Origin of the sequence: Streptomyces sp. NPDC048484 (genome assembly GCF_040651415.1) — a bacterium.
Taxonomy (GTDB): Bacteria; Actinomycetota; Actinomycetes; order Streptomycetales; family Streptomycetaceae; genus Streptomyces.
On sequence record NZ_JBEZJY010000020.1, the window covers coordinates 128144 to 147927 of the forward strand.

At 68.8% G+C, this 19784-nt stretch carries 14 protein-coding genes and 1 pseudogene; 7 read left to right on the forward strand and 8 right to left on the reverse strand.

From position 1 onward, the window contains the following. Window positions 1-94: 94 nt before the first annotated feature. From AB0D14_RS21465 to AB0D14_RS21480, 4 genes are all read right to left on the reverse strand, one after another. Entirely contained in the window at window positions 95-955 is an 861-nt protein-coding gene (locus AB0D14_RS21465; protein WP_362781296.1) for a xanthine dehydrogenase family protein subunit M, read from the reverse strand. Continuing rightward, the gene (locus AB0D14_RS21470; RefSeq protein ID WP_362781297.1) at window positions 952-3366 is read right to left on the reverse strand and encodes a xanthine dehydrogenase family protein molybdopterin-binding subunit; all 2415 of its coding nucleotides are present in this window, start codon (window positions 3364-3366) and stop codon (window positions 952-954) included. Before AB0D14_RS21470 ends, AB0D14_RS21465 begins: the two co-directional genes overlap by 4 nt. Then, window positions 3363-3878: a (2Fe-2S)-binding protein gene (locus AB0D14_RS21475; protein WP_362781298.1), complete on the reverse strand. Its 516-nt coding sequence runs from the start codon at window positions 3876-3878 to the stop codon at window positions 3363-3365. Before AB0D14_RS21475 ends, AB0D14_RS21470 begins: the two co-directional genes overlap by 4 nt. Window positions 3879-4023: 145 nt before the next feature. Then, entirely contained in the window at window positions 4024-5076 is a 1053-nt protein-coding gene (locus AB0D14_RS21480; protein WP_362781300.1) for an Lrp/AsnC ligand binding domain-containing protein, read from the reverse strand. A 116-nt stretch (window positions 5077-5192) separates the two neighbouring features. On the opposite strand from AB0D14_RS21480, the gene AB0D14_RS21485 reads away from it, so the two are divergent. The 3 genes from AB0D14_RS21485 (at window position 5193) to AB0D14_RS21495 (ending at window position 9965) form a co-directional block, all read left to right on the forward strand. Continuing rightward, on the forward strand, window positions 5193-6743 hold the full coding sequence (locus AB0D14_RS21485; protein ID WP_362781302.1) for an AbgT family transporter: 1551 nt from the start codon (window positions 5193-5195) through the stop codon (window positions 6741-6743). A 24-nt stretch (window positions 6744-6767) separates the two neighbouring features. Next, window positions 6768-7940, forward strand: a complete 1173-nt coding sequence (locus AB0D14_RS21490) for a M20 family metallopeptidase (RefSeq protein WP_362781303.1) — start codon at window positions 6768-6770, stop codon at window positions 7938-7940. Between the two features lie 162 nt (window positions 7941-8102). Further along, entirely contained in the window at window positions 8103-9965 is a 1863-nt protein-coding gene (locus AB0D14_RS21495) for an endoglycosylceramidase (RefSeq protein WP_362781305.1), read from the forward strand. 1179 nt (window positions 9966-11144) lie between these two features. Here AB0D14_RS21495 and AB0D14_RS21500 read toward each other — a convergent pair. Both AB0D14_RS21500 and AB0D14_RS21505 read right to left on the reverse strand, forming a co-directional pair. Then, window positions 11145-11378 (reverse strand): helix-turn-helix domain-containing protein, encoded by a 234-nt coding sequence (locus tag AB0D14_RS21500; RefSeq protein ID WP_362781307.1) that lies wholly within the window; start codon window positions 11376-11378, stop codon window positions 11145-11147. A gap of 296 nt (window positions 11379-11674) precedes the next feature. Then, the gene (locus AB0D14_RS21505; RefSeq protein WP_362781309.1) at window positions 11675-12133 is read right to left on the reverse strand and encodes a hypothetical protein; all 459 of its coding nucleotides are present in this window, start codon (window positions 12131-12133) and stop codon (window positions 11675-11677) included. A 158-nt stretch (window positions 12134-12291) separates the two neighbouring features. On the opposite strand from AB0D14_RS21505, the gene AB0D14_RS21510 reads away from it, so the two are divergent. Together AB0D14_RS21510 and AB0D14_RS21515 are read left to right on the forward strand one after the other, a co-directional pair. Next, window positions 12292-12516 (forward strand): transposase, encoded by a 225-nt coding sequence (locus AB0D14_RS21510; protein ID WP_362781311.1) that lies wholly within the window; start codon window positions 12292-12294, stop codon window positions 12514-12516. A gap of 671 nt (window positions 12517-13187) precedes the next feature. After that, window positions 13188-14969, forward strand: a complete 1782-nt coding sequence (locus AB0D14_RS21515; protein ID WP_362781312.1) for a reverse transcriptase domain-containing protein — start codon at window positions 13188-13190, stop codon at window positions 14967-14969. A 198-nt stretch (window positions 14970-15167) separates the two neighbouring features. On the opposite strand, the pseudogene AB0D14_RS21520 reads toward AB0D14_RS21515, so the two are convergent. Further along, a pseudogene (locus AB0D14_RS21520) lies at window positions 15168-15482 on the reverse strand (hypothetical protein); the annotation flags it as partial. 47 nt (window positions 15483-15529) lie between these two features. Between AB0D14_RS21520 and AB0D14_RS21525 the strand changes: the two are divergent. Beyond that, entirely contained in the window at window positions 15530-17371 is a 1842-nt protein-coding gene (locus AB0D14_RS21525; RefSeq protein ID WP_362781314.1) for a helix-turn-helix domain-containing protein, read from the forward strand. Window positions 17372-17397: 26 nt separating this feature from the next. Here AB0D14_RS21525 and AB0D14_RS21530 read toward each other — a convergent pair whose 3' ends face one another. After that, window positions 17398-18540, reverse strand: coding sequence for an FHA domain-containing protein (locus AB0D14_RS21530; protein WP_362781316.1), 1143 nt, complete (start codon window positions 18538-18540; stop codon window positions 17398-17400). 398 nt (window positions 18541-18938) lie between these two features. Between AB0D14_RS21530 and AB0D14_RS21535 the strand changes: the two genes are divergently transcribed. Next, the gene (locus AB0D14_RS21535) at window positions 18939-19781 is read left to right on the forward strand and encodes a hypothetical protein (RefSeq protein ID WP_362781318.1); all 843 of its coding nucleotides are present in this window, start codon (window positions 18939-18941) and stop codon (window positions 19779-19781) included. Window positions 19782-19784: the final 3 nt, after the last annotated feature.

Below are 19784 nucleotides of genomic sequence, written 5' to 3' on the forward strand. Positions count from 1 at the left end.
GGCTCCGCCGGCCACGCGGGCCCGCCGCCCGCCCCGTTCCCCTCTTCCTGTGCTGACTCTTCGTGTTCTTCCTGCTCTTCGCGTGCGATCGGCCTCACCCCATCCTCGCGGCGGCCAGCACCGAACGCCGCGTGAGCACCCGGGCCAGATGGCTGCGGTACTCGGCGGAGGCCGAGGGATCGGAGGACGGCCGTGTCCCCTCCGCCGCCGACTGCGCGGCCCGTGCCACCCCGTCCGCCCCCGCGCCCGTCAGCGCGTCCTCGGTCGCCGAGGCCCGCAGGGGAGTGGCCCCCATGTTGGTGAGGCCGATCCGTGCCTCCGCCAGGTGTCCGTCCTCGCGCCGCACGAGCGCCGCCACACCGACCATGGCCCAGGCCTGCGCGACCCGGCTGAACTTCTCGTAGTGGAAGCCCCAGCCGTCGGATTCGTCGGTCTTGGGGACCCGTACCTCCACCAGCAACTCGTCCGGCCGCAGCGCGGTCTGGAGGAAGTCGACGAAGAACTCCCGGGCGGGAATGGCCCGTCGGCCCTCGGGCCCCACCGCGATCAGTTCCGCGTCCAGGGTGAGTGCCACCGCCGGCAGATCGCCGCCCGGATCGGCGTGGGCGAGCGAGCCGCCGAGGGTGCCCCGATGGCGTATGGCGGGGTCGGCGACCGTCGCCGTGGCCGCCGCGAGGAGGCCCGCGTGACGGCGTACCAGTGGGTCGGCGATGACGTCGTGGTGGGTGGTCAGTGCGCCGATGACCAGCGTCCCGCCGTCCTCGCGGACCCCGCGAAGCCCGGGTATCCGGCCGATGTCGACGACCAGTTCGGGGAAGGCGAGCCGCAACCGCAGCAACGGCAGCAGGCTCTGCCCGCCCGCCAGGACCTTCGCGTCCTCGCCGGCCTCGGCGAGTGTGCGTACGGCGTCGTCGATGCTCGCGGGCCGCGCGTACTCGAATGCCGGGGGAATCACGACGGCCCCGCCTCCTTCTGAGTGGATTTCTGAGCGGACCGCAGGGCTTCCCAGATCCGGCCAGGCGAGCAGGGCATCCGCACGTCGTGGACGCCCAGTGGCCGCAGCGCGTCCACGATCGCGTTGACGACGGCGGGCGTCGAGGCGATGGTGCCCGCTTCCCCGACTCCCTTGACTCCCAACGGATTTGAGGTGGCGGGTGTCTCCGTGCGGTCGGTGGTGAACTCGGGCAGGTCCGGTGCGCCGGGCACCAGGTAGTCGGCCATGGTGCCGGACACGAGGTTGCCCTCGTCGTCGTACACCGCCTCCTCGTAGAGCGCCTGCGCGATGCCCTGCGCGAGCCCGCCGTGCACCTGTCCCTCGACGATCACCGGGTTGACGACCCGGCCGACGTCGTCCACGCAGACGTACGAGCGGATCGAGGTCCGCCCGGTCTCCGTGTCGATCTCGACCGCGCACAGGTGGGTGCCGTGCGGGTAGGAGAAGTTCTCCGGGTCGACGAGGTGCTCGGCGTTGATCGTCGGCTCCATGCCGTCGGGCAGGTCGTGCGAGGAGAACGTCTCGAAGGCGACCTCCTGGATCGTCCTGCGCGCCTCGGGCGAACCCGTCACGGAGAACACGCCGTCCGTGAACTCCAGGTCGCGCTCGTCGGCCTCCAGCAGATGCGCGGCCACCTTCCGCGCCTTGTCGACCACCTTGAGGGCCGCGTGATGGACCGCCGTACCCCCGACGACCAGCGACCGCGACCCGTAGGTGTCCATGCCCTGTGGTGCCGACCTGGTGTCGCCGTGCACGACCTCCACGTCCTCGAAGGGCACCCCGAGCACGTCGGCGGCGATCTGGCTCCAGCAGGTCTCGTGCCCCTGCCCGTGCGGGCTGGTACCGGTGACCACCTCGACCTTGCCGGTGGGCAGCATCCGGATGCTCGCCGCCTCCCAGCCGCCGGCCGTGTACCGCAGATCCCGCAGCACCCGGCTCGGCGCGAGCCCGCACATCTCGGTGTACGTGGAGACACCGATGCCGAGCCGCACCAGGTCACCGCTCTCGTTGCGCTTGGCCTGCTCGGCCCGCAGCTCGTCGTACCCGAAGAGGGCGAGCGCCTTGTCGGTGGCGGCCTCGTAGTTGCCGCTGTCGTAGGTCAGACCCGAGACCGACGTGTACGGGAACTCCTCGTGCCCGATCCAGTTCCGCCGCCGCAACTCCACCGGATCCAGGCCCACTTCGACGGCCAGCTCATCCATGATCCGCTCGATGGCGTACGTGGCCTCCGGGCGCCCCGCACCCCGGTACGCGTCCGTGGGCGTCCGCGTCGTGAACACCCCCGTGCAGGTGAACTCGTACGCGTCCATCTTGTAGATCGCCGGATACATGAAGGCGCCGAGGATCGGGATGCCCGGCGTGACCAGCATCAGATAGGCGCCCATGTCGGCGAGCAGGTCGACCTTCAGGCCGAGCAGTCTGCCCTCGCGGGTCGCGGCGACCTCGATGTCCTGGATCTGGCCGCGCCCGTGGTGGGTGGCGAGGTAGCCCTCCGAGCGGGACTCGGTCCACTTGACCGGGCGGCCGAGGCGGCGTGCGATGTCGAGGGCGATGACCTCCTCGCCGTACACCTGGAGTTTGGAGCCGAAGCCGCCGCCGACGTCGGGGGCGACCACACGCAGTTTGTGCTCGGGGACGCCGGTCACCATCGACAGCATGACGCGCAGGACGTGCGGGACCTGGGTCGCCGAGTACACGGTGTACTCGCCGGACGCGGCGAGCGGGGTGACGACGACCGACCGCGGCTCCATGGCGTTGGCGATGAGCCGTTGCTGGAGATAGCGGCGGTGCAGGACCACGTCGGCGCGCTGCCGAGCCGTCTCGTAGCTCTCCCCTGTGGCCAGCGGCCAGACATAGCTGCGGTTGGTCCCCTTGTCCGCGTGCACCAGTGGGGCGTCGTCCGCGAGCGCGGCCTCCAGATCGAGCACCGGGGGCAGGGGCTCGTAGTCGACCTCGATCGCTTCGAGCGCGTCGGCCGCCGCGTACCGGTCGCGGGCCACGACGACCGCCACCGGATCGCCCGCGTACCGGACCTCGTCGACCGCGACGGCCGGATGGTCCGGCAGGACGATGTCCTCGGTCACCGGCCAAGCGCACGGCAGCGAGGCCGTGCTTTCCGCGAAGTCGCGGCCGGTGAACGCGGCGACGACACCCGGCCGTTCGAGGGCGGGAGAGACGTCGACACGGCCGACGCGGGCGTGCGCCATCGGGCTGCGCAGGATCGCCAGGTGCAGCAGGCCGGCGACACTGATGTTGTCGGTCCAGTTGGTCTGTCCGGTGACGAGCCGCGCGTCCTCCTTGCGGGGGCGGGACCGGCCGACTTCACGCTCGCCGGTCTGCTCTCCCGTCTGCTCTCCCGTCTGCTCGCTCATGTCGTCACCTCCTGGGCGTCCTGAGGGTTCTGGGCGTCCCGGGCGGAGGGTTCGGCGGCTCCGGAGGCGGCGAGGACCGCGCGCACGATGTTCTGGTAGCCGGTGCACCGGCAGAGGTTGCCCTCCAGTGCGTGGCGTACGTCGTCGGCGCTGGGCTCCGGGTTCTCCCGGAGGAGGTCACGCGCGGCCATGATCATCCCTGGGGTGCAGTACCCGCACTGCAGGGCGTGCCGTTCGTGGAACGCCTTCTGGAGGGGGTGCCACTCCCCGTTCGTGGCCAGCCCCTGGACGGTGGTCACTTCGCTCCCGTCGGCCTGGACGGCGAGCACCGAGCAGCTCTTTGCGGTCTCGCCGTCCAGGTCGACGGTGCAGGCCCCGCAGTTGGAGGTGTCGCAGCCGACGGGGGTGCCGGTCAGGCCCAGCCGGTCACGCAGGTAGTGGATCAGCAGAAGACGGGGTTCCACCTCGTCCTCGTACGTCGTGCCGTCCACCTTCACCGAGATTCGGGTCATGTGCCCTCCCAGGGAACCGTGCGAGGGAAATCAGCCACCAGACGTGATGTGGGTCACCCTAGAACCGTGTCCCGGGAGGGGCGAGTGCCGCGACAGGGCTTTGTTGAGGATTAGAGGATTACGCGGAGCGGAGGTCCCGTGACTCCTACCGGACCTGTCGGGTGTGGTGGTTCGCCGACAGGATGTCGTGGGCCCGGTGCCCCAGGACGAGGTCGTCGTCGCGGTCGATCCACTGGCGGCGCAGGACGGACAGGGCGATCAGGGTGTTGAAGCCGTTGAGACCGGGGAGTGCGCCGAGGTCGTCGGTGACGAACCTGGACAGGTGGTTCTCGTCGGTGAACACGCCGTGGTGGAGGATCGAGGCCGGCCCGGCCGTCATGACGGTGAACCGCGCGCAGGGGTGCTCGCCGAGCGCGGTCAGCACCGCGGGGATGTGCCGCGGCTGGACGTCGAGGGTGAACAGCGCGGTGATCGGGAACCCGAGAACGGCCGGCTCTATCTCCACCCGCGGTCGCACGGCCCCCGACTCCAGGAGCGACTGGATCGTCCGGTAGGCGGTGGACCGGCTGACGTCGAGTTCGCGGGCGACCTGCGCCGCGGAGATCCGGCTGTCCTCGACCAGCAACTGGAGCGTCCGGAACTCGATCTCGTTGAGGGGTCCGACGGTGGTGGGCGCCGCATCGGGGAGGGTGTCGGCCTGCTGGCGCAACTCCTGCGTCTGCCGGGCGGTGAGCCGGTCGAGCCGCCAGGTGAACGCTTCGCGGGCGGAGCGCAGTACCAGATGCGACTGGATGGACGCGATGCCGGGGATCTCGGGCAGCGTCCGGGTCAGCAGGCGGCGCGGGTCCGTGCCCGGCAGCGGATAGAGAGTGCAGTAGATGTCCGAGTCGCCGGTGGTGGTGATGAGCGACTGGGCCTGCGGCACCTTCTGGATGGCCGCCGCGACGTCGACGGTGGCGCCCGGCCGGCACTTGATCCACACCACGTAGGGATTGCCGGTCGTGATGAGCGACCAGTGCACGGTGCCGATGAAGCGCAGGAGCCCGAGCTGCTGCAGCCGCTGGATGCGCCGCCCCGCCGTGCTGGCCGAGGTGCCCAGGATCTCGGCGACCGTGTTCAGCGGTGCTCGGGGCGCGATCTGCAGCGCAGCCACCAGATCGAGGTCCGCGTCGTCGGGCCCTTGTTCCATCGCTTGCATGCGGACAGCCTACACAGAGCGATTCTGTCGTTATACATCTCCTGCTTGACACAAAGAAGCACAGCGCTGTCTGATGGCGGGCTATATCGCCACTGATCAGCAGCGGGAGGGTTCTCATGACCGAGGTGACGACGAAACGGCGGCGTTCGCCGACGACAGTGATCCTGCGTGGGCTGGACTTCGTGGACCGGGCGGGGAACAAACTGCCGCACCCGTTCTGGCTGTTCGTGATCCTGAGCGGGCTGATCGTGGCGGCGAGCTGGCTCCTTGCCACCCTCGACGTCTCGGTGGTCTCACCGGCCGACGACAAGGTCATCGAGGTCAAGAGCATCGTCTCCGACGCCGGCGTGAAGATGGTCCTGGGCGACCTGATCACGAACTTCGTGAACTTCCCGCCGCTGGGGCTGATCGTCGTGGTCATGCTCGGCGTCGCGATCGCGGACGGCACAGGGCTGCTCCCCGCACTGATGCGCGCTGCGCTCGCCCGGGTCCCGGCCAAAATGGTGACCTTCGCCGTGGCGCTGACCAGCATGTTCTCCCACGTGGCCGGAGATGCCGCGTTCGTGGTGATGATCCCGCTCGGCATGATCGCGTTCCGCGCGGTGGGCCGCAGCCCGATCATCGGCGCGGTCGTTTCGTACGTAGCCGTGGGCGGCGCGAGCAGCGTCAGTCCGGTGATCGAGGGGTCCGACGCCATCTTCGCCGGCCTGACCACTTCGGCGGCGCACACCATCGACCCGTCCTACTCGGTCAGCCCGGTGTCGAACTGGTACTTCTCCGCGGCGTCCTGCCTGTTGCTCGCGGTCGTGATCACGCTCGTCACCGAAACCGTCGTCGCGCGCCGGGTCGCCGCGATGAACGCCACCGAGGCGGAGCTGACCGACGTCGAAGAACTGCCCGACATGACCCTGTCCGCCGACGAGCGCAAGGGTGTACGCCGGGCGATCACCGCCGGAGCGCTGTACGTGGCCGCGGTGGTCCTCGCGATGCTGCCCGCCGGCTCGCCCCTGCGCGGCGACGGCGGTTCCATCGTGGAATCGCCGCTGCTCGACAACGTCGCCGTGGTGCTGATGGCGTTCTTCATGGTCATCGGCACCGTGTACGGGCTGACCGTGCGCACCATCACCGCCGCGCAGGACATCCCGGACCTGATGGCACGAGGGCTGCGCGAACTGGTCCCGGTCCTCGTGCTGTTCTTCGCGGTCTCGCAGTGCCTCGGCTACTTCAAGTGGACCAACCTCGGACAGATCATCGCGATCACCGGCGCCCGGGTGCTCGACTCGCTCGGCGCGCAACCCGTGGTGATCTTCGTCGGTGCGGTGCTGCTGGTCAGTCTGCTGAACCTGTTCCTCACCAGCGGCTCGGCGATGTGGTCGCTGATCGCGCCGATCCTGGTGCCGATGCTGATGCTGCTGAGCATCCGGCCGGAGACCACCCAGGCGCTGTTCCGTATCGCCGACGCTCCCACCAACAGTCTCAGCCCGATGAGCCCGTACTTCGTCATCGCGCTGGGGTTCATCCGCCGCTACCGGCCGTCCGCGGGGATCGGCACGCTGATGTCCCTGGTCCTGCCGCTGGCCGTGGTCAACCTCGTCGTATGGCTGGCGATGTTCCTCGCCTGGTACGCGCTGGACATCCCGCTCGGCCCCGGCGTCCCCGTCCGATAACTCCCTCACCCCCACACACACAGATTGGCGTACCCCTTGTCCGCGAAGTCGTTGTCCACCTGGACCCGAACCCACCTCGACGACCTGCTCACCGATCTGTCGGCGCTCGTCGGCCTCGAGTCGCCCAGTACCGACAAGGCGTTGCTGGACACCACCGCCGCCTCGATCAGGTCCTGGGTGGAGGACCGGCTTGGCCCGCCGGCCGCATGGATCCGCCACGAGCAGGTGGAGCACGGTGATGTGCTGACGGTGACCTATCCGGGCACCGGCACCCCGGGGAAGCCGGTGCTTCTGATCTGCCACTACGACACGGTGTGGCCGGCCGGCACGCTGGCCGAGTGGCCCTTCACCGTGGACGACGGGACAGCCAGGGGACCGGGTGTCTACGACATGAAGGCCGGGATCGTCACGGGGGTCTGGGCGCTGCGGGCCCTGCGCGCCCTGGGACTGCCCCACCCGACGGTGACGTTCGTGTTCACCGGTGACGAGGAGCTCGGCAGCCCCCTGTCGCGCCCCCTCATCGAGGACGCGGCACGCGACTGCGCGGCGGCGCTGGTACTCGAACCCGGAGTCGGCTGGGACGTCAAGACCGAACGCAAGGGCGTCGGCACCTTCAGCCTCACCACCACCGGCATCGAGTCCCACGCCGGTAACGACCCCGCGGCCGGCGCCAGCGCGGTCCACGCACTCGCCGAGCTGGTCACCCGGCTCGCCGCGGCGCAGGACCCCGATGCCGGGACCACGATCAACATCGGTACCTTCGACGGCGGCACCGCCCGTAACGTCGTCGCGGGCCGTGCGCACTGCCTCGTCGACGTCCGCATCAGCAGGCAGGACGAAGCCGACCGCGTCGACGAGGTGCTGGCCGCGCTCCGGCCCAGTGATCCGCGCGTCGACGTGCTCGTCGGCGGGCAGTGGAACCGCCCGGCGATGCGCCTGACCCCGGCGAGCGAGGCCCTGTTCGGCCTGGCCGACGAGGTCGCCACCGAGCTGCGCGGGCCCCTTGAGCCGATCAGCGTCGGCGGCGGCAGCGACGCGAACTTCATCGCCGCGCTCGGCGTGCCGGTCCTCGACGGGCTCGGCTGCAGCGGGGCGGGCCCCCACGCCCGCCACGAGCACGTGATCGTCGACGACATCCCCGACCGGGTCGCGCTCGTGGCGGGTCTCCTGCACCGGATGGCCACCGCGGCCGGTTGACGCCTCTTCGCGTACTCCTGCCGAGGGTCGGCAGGTGACCACCACAGCGGCGCTGTGAGGAACGCAACCCCGCGACGAACGCAACAACCCTGCGCGAAAGGTGACTTACCCTCAAGTCAGGAGTCTTGACGGGCTGAAGACACGCGCGGGACTGTTGTGAACATGTCCAAGCTGCGTGTGCATCTGCTCGGCGTCCTCATCCTCCTGATCGGTCTCCTGACGACCACAGGAGCCCAGTCCGCCGCCGCCCTCCCCGATGACCTGTGGTTCGACCCGGCGGCCGCCGCGACCCTCACGGTCTCGAACGGCCGCTTCACCGACGGTCTCGGCCGGGAGGTCGTGCTGCGCGGTTACAACGTCTCCGGCGAGACGAAGCTCGACGAGAACCACGGCCTGCCGTTCGCCTCGGTCGCCGACGCCAGGAAGTCGGCGACCGCGCTGCGTGCCCTCGGCGGCGGCAACTCGGTCCGCTTCCTGCTTTCCTGGGCGTACGCCGAACCGGTGCGCGGCAAGGTGGACACGGCGTACCTGGCCGCTGCCACCGACCAGATGCGTGCCTTCCTGGACGCCGGGATCCGGATCTACCCCGACTTCCACCAGGACCTCTACTCGCGCCACCTCTTCGATTCCGACAGCTGGTACACGGGCGACGGCGCCCCCAAGTGGGCCGTGGACGCCGGTGACTACCCGGACGAGTACTGCGGCATCTGCCCCTTCTGGGGCCAGAACATCACCTCGAACGCGGCCGTCACGGAGGCGACGTACGACTTCTGGCACAACGCCCACGGGCTTCAGGACGCCTTCCTCACCACCGCGCAGACCACCATGGCATACGTCGAACAACACCTGACCGACGCCCAGTTCGCGGGTGTCATCGGCTTCGACCCGTACAACGAGCCGCATGCGGGCGTCTACGACTCGGGTCAGACGAGCCGGGCGTGGGAGAAGGACGTGCTCTGGCCGTTCTATGTGAAGTTCCGGGCGCGGATGGACGCGGCAGGCTGGCAGGACAAGCCCGCCTTCGTGGAGCCGAACCTCTTCTGGAACGCCAACATCGACTTCCAGAAGCAGGAGGGCGGCCTCCTCGACGCGGGCACCCTCGGTCCGCGCTATGTCTTCAACACACACTTCTACGACCAGAAGGCGATCTCGGGCATCTTCATGTGGGGCAAGGCGAAGGACGGGCAGTACGCCACCGACTTCGGCACCGTGCGTGACCGTGCCGCCGCCGCCGGTACCGCCGCGGTCGTCAGCGAGTTCGGCCATCCGCTCGCGGGCAACGTCTCCGACAAGGCGCCGACCGTCCTCAAAGCCATGTACCAGGCCCTCGACTCCCGTGTGCCGGGCGCCGGCTGGTGGACCAGTCCCACCAAGTCGGGGCCCGTCCTGTCCGGCTCGCAGTGGCAGTGGGACATCTACAACGGCCGCCACCACGAGCTGATGAACGGCAACCCCGACAAGGCGCTCACCTCGGGTGACGCCTGGAACGACGAGGACCTCTCCGCCGTTCGGCTCGACGACTCCGGGACAGCGGTGCTGCGCCAGGACGCCCGGCTCCTCGACCGTGTCTATCCGAGCGCCACGGCGGGCAGGACCGTCGCCTTCACCTACGAGGACCGTTCGCGGGACGGCTCCACCACCCTGACCTGGAACCCCGTCCCGAGTTCGCTGCCGCGCGTGGCCGAGCTGGTCGGCTCCGGCCAGTACGCGCTCCAGGTGTGGCGCTCGGACGGCAGCGCGGAGCCGACCGAACTGCATCTGCCGGCGTCCTTCCCGACCGCCTCCACGACGGTGGTCTCGGACCTCGGCGTGACGGCCGCTCCACCCGCCTACACCAGGACCACACCGGTCGCGGTCGCGCGCGAACCGGGCGGCACGGGCAGCCGCCGCCTCCTGCTGACCGCCCCGGACTCGGGCACCCTGCACTACGCCCTGGTCACCAACGGCGCGACAGCCCCGTCCGCCGCACTGCTGAGCGCAGCGCGCACGGAGTTGACCAACTGGGCCGCCACGAAGCTGGGCTGACGGCAGACGCGGTTCCGGTCCGCCGTGACGTGAGCGGGGCGTACGGACATTGACAGCGAGGCCACCCCCAACTATGAGAAAGCGTACGGCCTTCGCAAGGTCTGATTTTTCTGGATCCTTCGTGTCCGGCAAAGAGGGGTTCGTCCCCTGAAGGGGGTGCCTGATGCGTCATACGCTCAGCCCCGTACGCCCCGCTCACCACCACTGCGCCGCCGCCTGCCCCGTACCGCTGGCGCCACAGGCCCTGGCGCAGCTGTACGCCCGCTTTCTCGAACTGCGCAAAGAACGCCGCCTGCCCAGGGACATGACCTTCGAGGGGGTGTGTAACACGACTACCCCAGTACGTAGGGTCCGCAGAGAGCATGGAAGACCAGGTCGGAGGCCCAAAGTCTGCATCTCGCCGCCGATTTGGTGAGAGACATGAGTGAGACGAAAGGGCCAGTGGATCAGTGTGGAGGGGTTCCTGCAACACCCCGAAAGGGCTGTTCTCTCAAGAGCCGTGCGTGACGTGATGCGGGCTGCTCTGGAGCTCTCGGCATCCCTTACCCTGCGACCGGGGGCCGCGAGCGCACGAGTCGAGTGGATCTTGAGCGAACGGGCCATGTGCGCGGCAATTGCGCTCGGCAGCACGCTGGACGGGTGCCCCCTCGAAATCGAGTGGACAACCGGATATCTGCGAGAATGGCTCCCTGAGTATCCCGCTACCGGATATGGCCGGTGAGCGGGTCGGTAGCCGCAGAGGCTCTGCGCGGCTCTCCGAGACGCAAAAGAACCCCGGCGTTGTCCGCTGGGGTTCCTGTCTGCGTGACGCCCCTTCAGGGGCTCTCCAGGTGGTTCACGGCCCTGACGCGGAACGGCCGCCATGCGGACCCGTAAGTAGTCATCAGGAAACGCCATGCCTGAGGCGTACTTTCTAGGGGACGGCATCCGAAACAGGTAATCGTCCACGGATACCTGAGCCCGTACGAGAGCGGCTGCGTCGACCGTCGTAACGGTCCCCTGGGGATCGGAGGCTGGACGCGCAACCCTGGTCGAGTACTACGGAATGACCAACCCGTGGTGGTTGCCCGATGCCGTCACCGTTGCGAGCGGCTGAGACACCGGAGGGGCAGTTGAGTTGCCTCCCCGTAGCTCAGCGATGAACGGAGCCGTGACCAAGCCTCGCGTTCCGCACGTTGATTAGATGGAGCCGTCCAGCAACTTCACCAGTGATGACGTGATGACGCGTATGGTTCCGACCCTGATAGTGGATAGCGGAGCCTCGTTGGTTCGGATGAGGTCGTATAGCTGAGATTTGCTGATACCGAGAGCTGTGGCCGCTTCCTTCACGCTCACGGTTGCTGGCCAAGATCGGATGTCATCGAGGGTCGGTGGTCCGTCCATGTCGCTCCTGTCCATGTCGCTCCTGTCCATGTCGATATCTGAACGGAATCACGTCTATTTTCGGGTGTCGAATCCTCCCGTAGAGGCTTGATCGCCGGTTAGGGGGTTTGGTTCCCGAGCCGGACGGAGAAAATCTGAGGCCCGTATGGAATGCGGATGCGCTGGTCGGCGTGCCCAATCACCGCGAACACGTACAGCCGCGCCTCGGACAGGGTGACCGCTTCGAAGAAGTCACACGCACGCCGGCAGGGCATCGGCCTGGGAGTGCAGAAAGTCCGTCCAGGTGCTGGAACCCCGCCCGGGTGCCGGGTCGATCCCCACCGTTTTCAGGATCGCCCACGCCGTGGAGGCGGCCACCTGCACGCCCACAACCAGCAGCTCGCCGTGGATGCGCCGGTTGCCCCAGCCGGGATGCCCCGCGCCAGGGGCGGCACGAGAACGCGGATCGAGCGCACGGTACGCGGCCGACCCGCACGCCCCGGCCGGGAAAGGACCGCGTGGCGGCGCGAGACCAAGTCGCGGTGCCAGTGCAGCCCAGTGTCCGGGCGCATCAGCAGCCGTGCCCGGCGCAGCACACCGCGCGGGAGCCGGTGCAGTAGCGCGGCCAGGAAAACCCGGTCACTCGGGGCGAACCGCACCCGATCTCGGTCGAGCCGGCGCTCCAGCACGGTGATCTGATGACGCAGCGCGAGGATCTCCGCGTCCTTGTCCTGGTTGCTCACCGGCAGCAGCCGCAGCAGGGCGAACACGCTCGCCACACCCCGATAGGCAAGTCGCAGCAGCACGATAGATCATCCTGCCGGGGCACTCACCAGGTGCCCAGAGCACCCGCCCAGGCGCCTGCGCTCGACACCACCCGTACACCAGCCCCACCAGGACGGATGAGTGGCTGCGCGGAGCCGTTCGCGATGCTGAGGGCCGCCAGGAGGGGCCGAGTGCGCCGGTGGTGGACTCACAGTCGGTGAAGGCGGACGCCACCGTTGCCCTCGCCTCCCGGGGGTACGACGCCGGGAAGAAGATCAACGGACGCAAGCGGCACGTGCTCACCGACACGCTCGGACTCCTTCTGGCCGTGCTGGTCACGCCGGCCTCCACGACCGACCGGGACGCCGCCCGGATCCTGTTGACGGCGGCGAAGAGCCGCTTGCGGCGGCTGTCGCGCATCTGAGCCGACAGTGGTTACACCGGCCACCTTGAGGCCTGGACCGCGGCGCACCTCGGACTCGTTCTCGGCATCGTCCGCCGCAGTGACGACGTCACCAGTTTTCAGGTCCTGCCCCGCCGCTGGGTCGTGGAAAGGTTTTTGTGCGCCACGAGGCGCTCTGTTTGTATTCCCGGTTTAGCCGGGAGGAACTCGGAAGGAGGTTCCTGGGCCAATGACTTACCTGGAGCCAAAAGGTGAAGGGGACAAGAGCATGTCAGGAAACCAGTGACCGGGCCCAGTTGTCAGGGACGGTGCGCTGGGTGGCCCGCGCGATATGGCGAAGACTGAACTGTTTGAAGCCCAATCTCCAGCGGATGCAAGTTCCCATCCACTGGAAGGACAGCTGTAACCGGTGCCGTACTCTGCGACAGTTTCTATTGTGTTGACTGACGCAACTTCCGGAGCGCGGAGCGATTCCCAGCGAGGGAATTCAAGGAGATGAGTGGGACGCCTACGTCGCGCTATGACGTACAGCAGAGACGAACGTGGGATCGCCTACGGGACGCGAGTCCTATGGCGACGGAGGCCCCGTAGTAGTCGTCGGAGCAACGCCCGGCCAGGGAGGACGGGAAAGCCGTCCGCAGGGCGAAGGGGGCCAGGTGGTTCGGACACCCGAGACCCGGGAGGTATGCGAAATGCAGAGCGCCACAACGGTGCTGGGTGTCCTGCGTGAACGCGGCAGGCGGGGCCTGCCGTGCACGGAACTATATCGACAGCTGTTCAACCCGCAGTTGTATCTGCTGGCCTACGGACGCATCTACGCCAACCACGGCGCGATGACGCCCGGGGTCACGCCGGAAACCGTGGACGGCATGTCACAGCGGAAGATAGCCCGGATAACTGAGGCGATGCGTCACGAGCGATACCGCTTCCGTCCGGTCCGGCGCGTCCATATTCCGAAAGGCAATGGGAAGACGCGTCCGCTGGGGCTACCGACCTGGTCGGACAAGCTCGTCGGTGAAGTCGTGCGCCTCCTGTTGGAAGCGTATTACGAGCCGACGTTCTCCGACCGCTCGCACGGGTTTCGCCCCCGGCGTGGCTGCCATACCGCATTGCGGGAGGTGGCTCACACATGGACCGGGACAGCCTGGTTCATCGAGGGCGATATCGCCGATTGCTTCGGTAGTCTGGACCATCAGGTCCTTCTGACGATTCTCGGCGAAAGGATCCGCGACCAGCGGTTTCTGCGGCTGATACGGAACATGCTGACAGCCGGGTACTTGGAGGACTGGAAGTGGGGAGCCACGCTCTCCGGGGCACCGCAGGGCGGAGTGGCCTCCCCGGTCCTGTCCAATATCTACCTGCACAAGTTGGACGAGTTCGTAGAGACAGCACTGATTCCGGAGTACACCCGAGGGGAGCGTCGGGCCCGTAACCCGGCGTATTTGGAGTTACAGAGTCTGCTGCGGACAGTCCGCCAGCACGGCGACCGGCCCTTGGCTCGTGCCGTGCGCCGGCGGATGACCAGTCTGCCGAGTGCGGATCCGAATGATCCGCGCTACCGGAGGCTGCGTTACACCCGCTACGCGGACGATCACCTCCTTGGTTTCACCGGACCAAGAGCCGAGGCCGAGCAGATCAAGCAACGCCTGGCAGTGTTCCTGCGTGATGAACTCAAGCTGGAACTCTCCCGGGAGAAGACGCTGATCACTCATGCCCGCACCCGGGCAGCGAGGTTCCTCGGCTATGAGATCACGGTCCAGCACAACGACACGAAGAAGACCGGCCGTTACCGACGTGTCAACGGCCAGATCGCCCTCCGTGTCCCTCGTGACGTGATCAAAGCCAAATGCGTGCCCTATCTCGCCCGCGGAAAGCCCGCGAAGCGAAAGGCCCTCGTCAACAGCAGCGATCATGCGATCGTTGCCACGTTCGGGGCCGTTTACCGGGGCATCGTGCAGTACTACCTGCTCGCCGGGGATGTCTCCCGGCTGCACCGTCTGCGCTGGGTCATGGAGACGTCCATGCTCAAGACCCTTGCAGCAAAGCACCGTTCATCCGTGCCGAAGATGGCCGCCAAACACAAGGCCAGAATCGACACGGAACAGGGTCCCCGAGTCTGTTTCGAGGCCCATATCGAGCGGAAGAACAGGAAGCCGCTGGTGGCACGGTTCGGAGGAATCCCCCTCTATCGACAGCGGTCGGCGAAGATAGTGGACCGTCGGCATGTCTGGGTGAACTATCCGCACAAGGAGCTGGTCACGCGGCTCTTGGCGGACACCTGCGAGATCTGCGGGAGCACTGGTGATGTCACGGTGCATCACATCCGCGCTCTTGCCGATCTCGCTCATGCCGGATGGCCGCCGTCCGACTGGGCGCGCGTCATGCTCGACCGGCGCCGCAAAACGGTCGTGGCCTGCGATACCTGCCACGACCGCATCCACGAGGCACAAACGGCCAGATCATTCACGCCGTAATCACGGGAGATCCGGATGATAGCGAAAGCGTCAAGTCCGGTTCGGCGGGAGGCCGCGAGGAAAAGGACCTGCCACGGCAGACACCTCGCCACGCGGCCGACCCAACTGCCTGGTTCGTGCGCAGCCGGCGTCTGGTCCGTGACTACGAGCGGCGCACCGATACCAGCGAAGCGGTCATCCTGTGGTCGATGACCATGCTCATGAGCCGCCGCCTGGCCGCTCAGCACCACAAACCTGTTCCGGTGCGGGCAGCGTGAACCTGCCCGGTTTCTCCTCCACCAGCCAACCCCGCTCCACCAGCCGCTTCAGCCGTGCCCGCGCTCCTTCGACGCGGGAGGCCAACGCGCTGTCCCAGCCCAGCACCACCGCTGCCCGCCGGGCACCCAGTCCGTCGCCGCCCGCCTCCACAGCGGCGGCCGTCAACGCCTGGTAGTCCACCGACAACACCTCGACCCCGGCCGCGTTCTGCCGATGAGGCACCGCCCGGCGCGGTCCCACCGACTTTCTCTGCGACGACCTCCCGCCTCCGTCCGCACCTCTACCCTGGGCGAGGACGGCAGGTGAGGGAGCGGCAGGGGGGGACCGTGGGCGAGGGCGTCGGTGTGGTCGGGCAGTTGTTCTTCGGGCGGGACGACGCCGAGAACGATCTGGTGGACGGACTGCTGAACGGCGCCGTCTTCCGGCCCAACTACGCCTACCGGGAGGTCCTCTCAGGGCGGAAGTCCCTGATCATCGGCCGCAAGGGCGCGGGCAAGAGTGCCATCTGCCGACGACTGGCCGCCCCGGACGGCCACCCGGGTGCGTGTGTCCTGATCACCCCCGACGACACCGCCGGAGACGAGATCCGGCGCTTCGAACTCCAGGGCGTCACCGCCGACACCGCCAAGTCGCTGATCTGGCGGTACGTCCTCGCCGTCCACGCGGCCCGCCATCTGACCCTGCACGCTCGCGCCGCACACGGCCGCCGCCCGCCACCGGCGGTCCGCGCCCTGCGCGTCTTCTTGCGCGCGAACGGCGAGTTGGACGACGCACGCCTCTACGACCGGCTCCGGCGCGGCGCGAGCGGGCTCCAGTCGGCCAATCTCTCCCTGAAGGCGTTCGGCGTCGAGGCCGCCCTTGGCGTGAACGGTGCCTCCGAAGGGGCACGGGCCAGCCGCCAGTTGGAGGTGCTGGAGGACGGGGTGGCCGCCGCTTTCGCCGCCCTCGGCTGCGCGGCCGCGCACCCCCCGCTGCTCTTCCTCGTCGACCAGCTCGAACAGGTGTGGACGGTCGACGCCGACAGCCACGCCCTGGTCACCGGGCTCCTGCTCGCCGCCAAGCATGTGACGGGCCGCTACGGCCGGGCCGTACGGAGCGCCCTGTTCATCCGCGCCGACATCTACGACACTCTCGACTTCAGCGACGGAGACAAGTTCCACAGCGACGAGATCCGCATCACCTGGACCCACGACGGACTCAAGGACATCGCGCTGGCCAGGGCCCGCGCCTCACTCGGCGCCGAACTCACAGCCGACCAGCTGTGGGAGCAGCTGTTCCCGCCGAGCGTGCGGGGCGAGCCGACCGCCGAGTACCTCTTCGCGCGCGCCCTGCCGCGCCCGAGGGACGCGATCCAGTTCCTCAACGCCTGCCGGAGCGTGGCCGACGAGCGGGGCGGGCTCGCCATCACGGAGGAGGACGTGCTCGCGGCGTACGAGCGCTTCTCCCGCTGGAAGCTGCAGGACCTCGCCAAGGAGTACCTCGTCAACCATCCCTTCCTGCGGTCGCTGTTCCTGCTGTTCGCGAACAGCGGATACGCCGTCACCCGGGAGCTGATCGAGACCCGGTTCGAGGCGCGCAGGGAGGCGCTGCACGAGGAGTTTCCCGCCTACGCGGACAGCCTGACCCCGCAGGGAGTGATCGACGTGCTGTACGGGGCGGGCTTCCTGGGCGTGTGGCGGGGTGACGACGTCGTCCACACCGGCGGGATCCACGCGCCGCCCGGCCCCGGGGAGGACGAGTTCCATGTGCATCCGTGTTTTCGGCCCGCCCTCAACAGCCTGGGGCCCGGGGGGAGCGCCCCGGTAGGGGGCGTCCGGCTGAGGGGAGACGTGGACGAGGCCTGCGAACGTCTGCGGCGGCTGCTGGATCGGTCTCCCCTCCCGATGCCGGCGCACACGGAGCCTCTGAACCAGATCCTGTCCATCGAGACGGAGGCCCTTCGGCGCAGAACGCGGGGGCGCCATCCCACCTCGGCTCAATTCGCCGACGTCGCCAGGCGGTTCGAGGTCCTCGCCGACGAGCTGGCTCGGACCGGACTCGTCGGCCACCCCGTGACCCGGCGTCTGCAGGACGAGGCGAGGGCCCTGCTCCGCACGTCCGGCGGTGCGGTGGGCAGCGGCCAGGGATCGAGCTCGGGGGGTTGACGACTCGGGGGGCTGACCACGCCACCTCAATACATCCGTGTCACCGCCCCCGAAGCCTCCTCCGGCGGCGGCGTGCGCCGCTGCCAGTCCTGTGCCAGCTCCGTGGGGAAGCGGCGTCCGCTGCGGGCCAGCACGACCCCCTCGGTCAGTTCCAGTTCGTCACCGCCGCGGAACTCCCGCCGCGCACCCTTGGCGACGTCCTGCCACAGCCCGGGGCCCGTCTTTCCGGCGGTCGCCCGCCAGCGGGTGCCGTAACTGCTCAGGTCCTCGACGTGTAGGACACCTCCCGTGACCCGGAGTTCCACGTGCGCCCGGCTGATGCCGACGGCACGCTCGTCGGGCACCAGGCCGTGCAGGGCGATGCCGTCGGGTCCCGGGCGGCGGCCGATCCGTACCGTCGAGCCGTCCTCCAGCGTGAAGCGCGCCAAGCAGGCGCCGTCGAGCATCAGCTTCACCTGCGCCGTGGCCGTGCGGGGCCCGTCGTCGACCAGTGCGAGGCTGTGCAGGTCACAGGTCGGCACGCCGCCGCGCATGCGGGGCAGCATCACGGACGATCCCTTGCGGATGTCGTAGAGCGTGCATCGGCGGTCCGGGCAGCGCCAGTTGCGGCGGACCACCTCGGAGCGGGGGGCGCGCCGCGGCCCGAGCAGGCCCTGCTTCTTCAGGACCGTCTCCTCGGACTTGCGGGAGATCTGTGCGTCGCTCGCCACGCCCATGTCCAGGGGCGTGAGTCGGACCGTGCCGTCGGGACCGGGGACCGGCTGGAGGAAGTCGTCGGTGTTGCCCTGCAGGAAGGGGAACTCCACGCGGGCGTCCCGGTAGTAGTCGTAGGTGATGACGGGGATGCCGGTCATCTCGCACAGTTCCAGGACGCGCCCGTCGGCGTCCTCCAGCTCTTCGACGAGGCCCCGTCGCACCCAGTCCCGCAGCACGCGCACGTCCGCCGGATCGTTGAACTCGTCGCGGCTGCCTCCGCGCAGACTGCGGTCGGCCACCAGGAACAGCTTGACGTCCGGGTCGCGGGCCAGCTCCGCGGCGGCGTCGACGACCAGGGTCAGCCGGCGGAGCGAGCGCAGACCGGGTTCGCCGATGTCCCTCCGGCGGACGACGGGTGACAGGTCGACGAGGAAGTATGCCTCCTCGAAGTCCGCCGTCAGGTGCTTCTCCACAGGTTTGCCCCGTTTCCTCGAAACTGACCACGCGGCGGGCTGATGTGATGTTAATTACCTTACGAGGGGCCATTATTGGCGATTCGCGTAGCGCGTGGACACCCGTTGGGGAAACGGATGCGCCGGTGTGGGCGAGCTGGACTTGAACCGTGGGGGCGCTTGTGTCCGAGTGGGGTTCGTTCGTGGACGAGTCGCCGTCGTCCGGAGGCGGTCCGCCGTCGGCTCCGCCCCCGTCGTCTCCGTCGGCCGCGGACCACGAGTGGGGATTCTACGAACCGGAACCCGAACCCCAGTCCGAACCCGGGACCGGCCGGTCGCCCTCAGCCGCCGTGGACACGGATCCCGTCTGGGGAGTCTACGAACCCGAACCCGGGACCGGCCCGTCCCCCTCACCCGCGGTGGACGCGAATCCCGGCTGGGGCTTCGACGCCCCCTCCGCCGCGAGCGCACCATCGCCGCCCTCCCCTCCGGCGGGTGTGCCGACGCCCTCGCCGGAGGTCGTCGCGTCCCTGCTGACCGTCGGCGAGACCCTGTGGGCCCACGTCGACGGCCCCGTCGCGGTCCTCGGCTCGGGCTGTCCCGTCACTGCCGTGTACGACGGCGAGCCCGACGGCTTCAGCGGGTGGCGCCCGGTCACGGTGGTCGACCCCGCCAGGCTCACCGTGCGCCCGGTACCGCTGTCGCTGGGCGAACCGCCCGTCGGTGCCGCCACGTCCGTCGCCGAGCTCTACTCCGACCTCGAGCCGTCGTCCGCCACCGAGCCCCGCCGGGCGGCACCCTTCCCGGTCGGCCAGGGGCCCGACCTGGACGCCGTGCTGAGCCGGGCGGTGGCGGAGGAACGCGAGCGGGTGCGCGCGGAGGCCGCCGCCGCGGCGCACCTGGCTGAGGCTGAACTCAACGTGGTGAAAAGGGAGTTGGCGGAACGGACCGAGCTCGCCGAACGGCATGCCCGGATCCGCGAGGAGCAGGCGCAAAGCGAGGTGCGGCGCACCCAGCAGGAGGCCGCCCAGCACGTGTCCGCCGCCCAGGCGCAGGCGCAGGCGCAGATCGCCGCGGCCCGTGACCAGTTCAACCAGGCCGAGCAGCAATGGCAGCTCCGGACCCGGCAGGCGGAGGCCGAGCGGACCCGCATGACCCGCGAGCTGAACCGGGCGAAAAGCGCGGGCGCACAACGCCTCGTGCTGGTCGGCGTGCTCGCCGTGCTCGCGGTCGTCCTGACCTTCGTACTCAAGGGGGCGTGACGC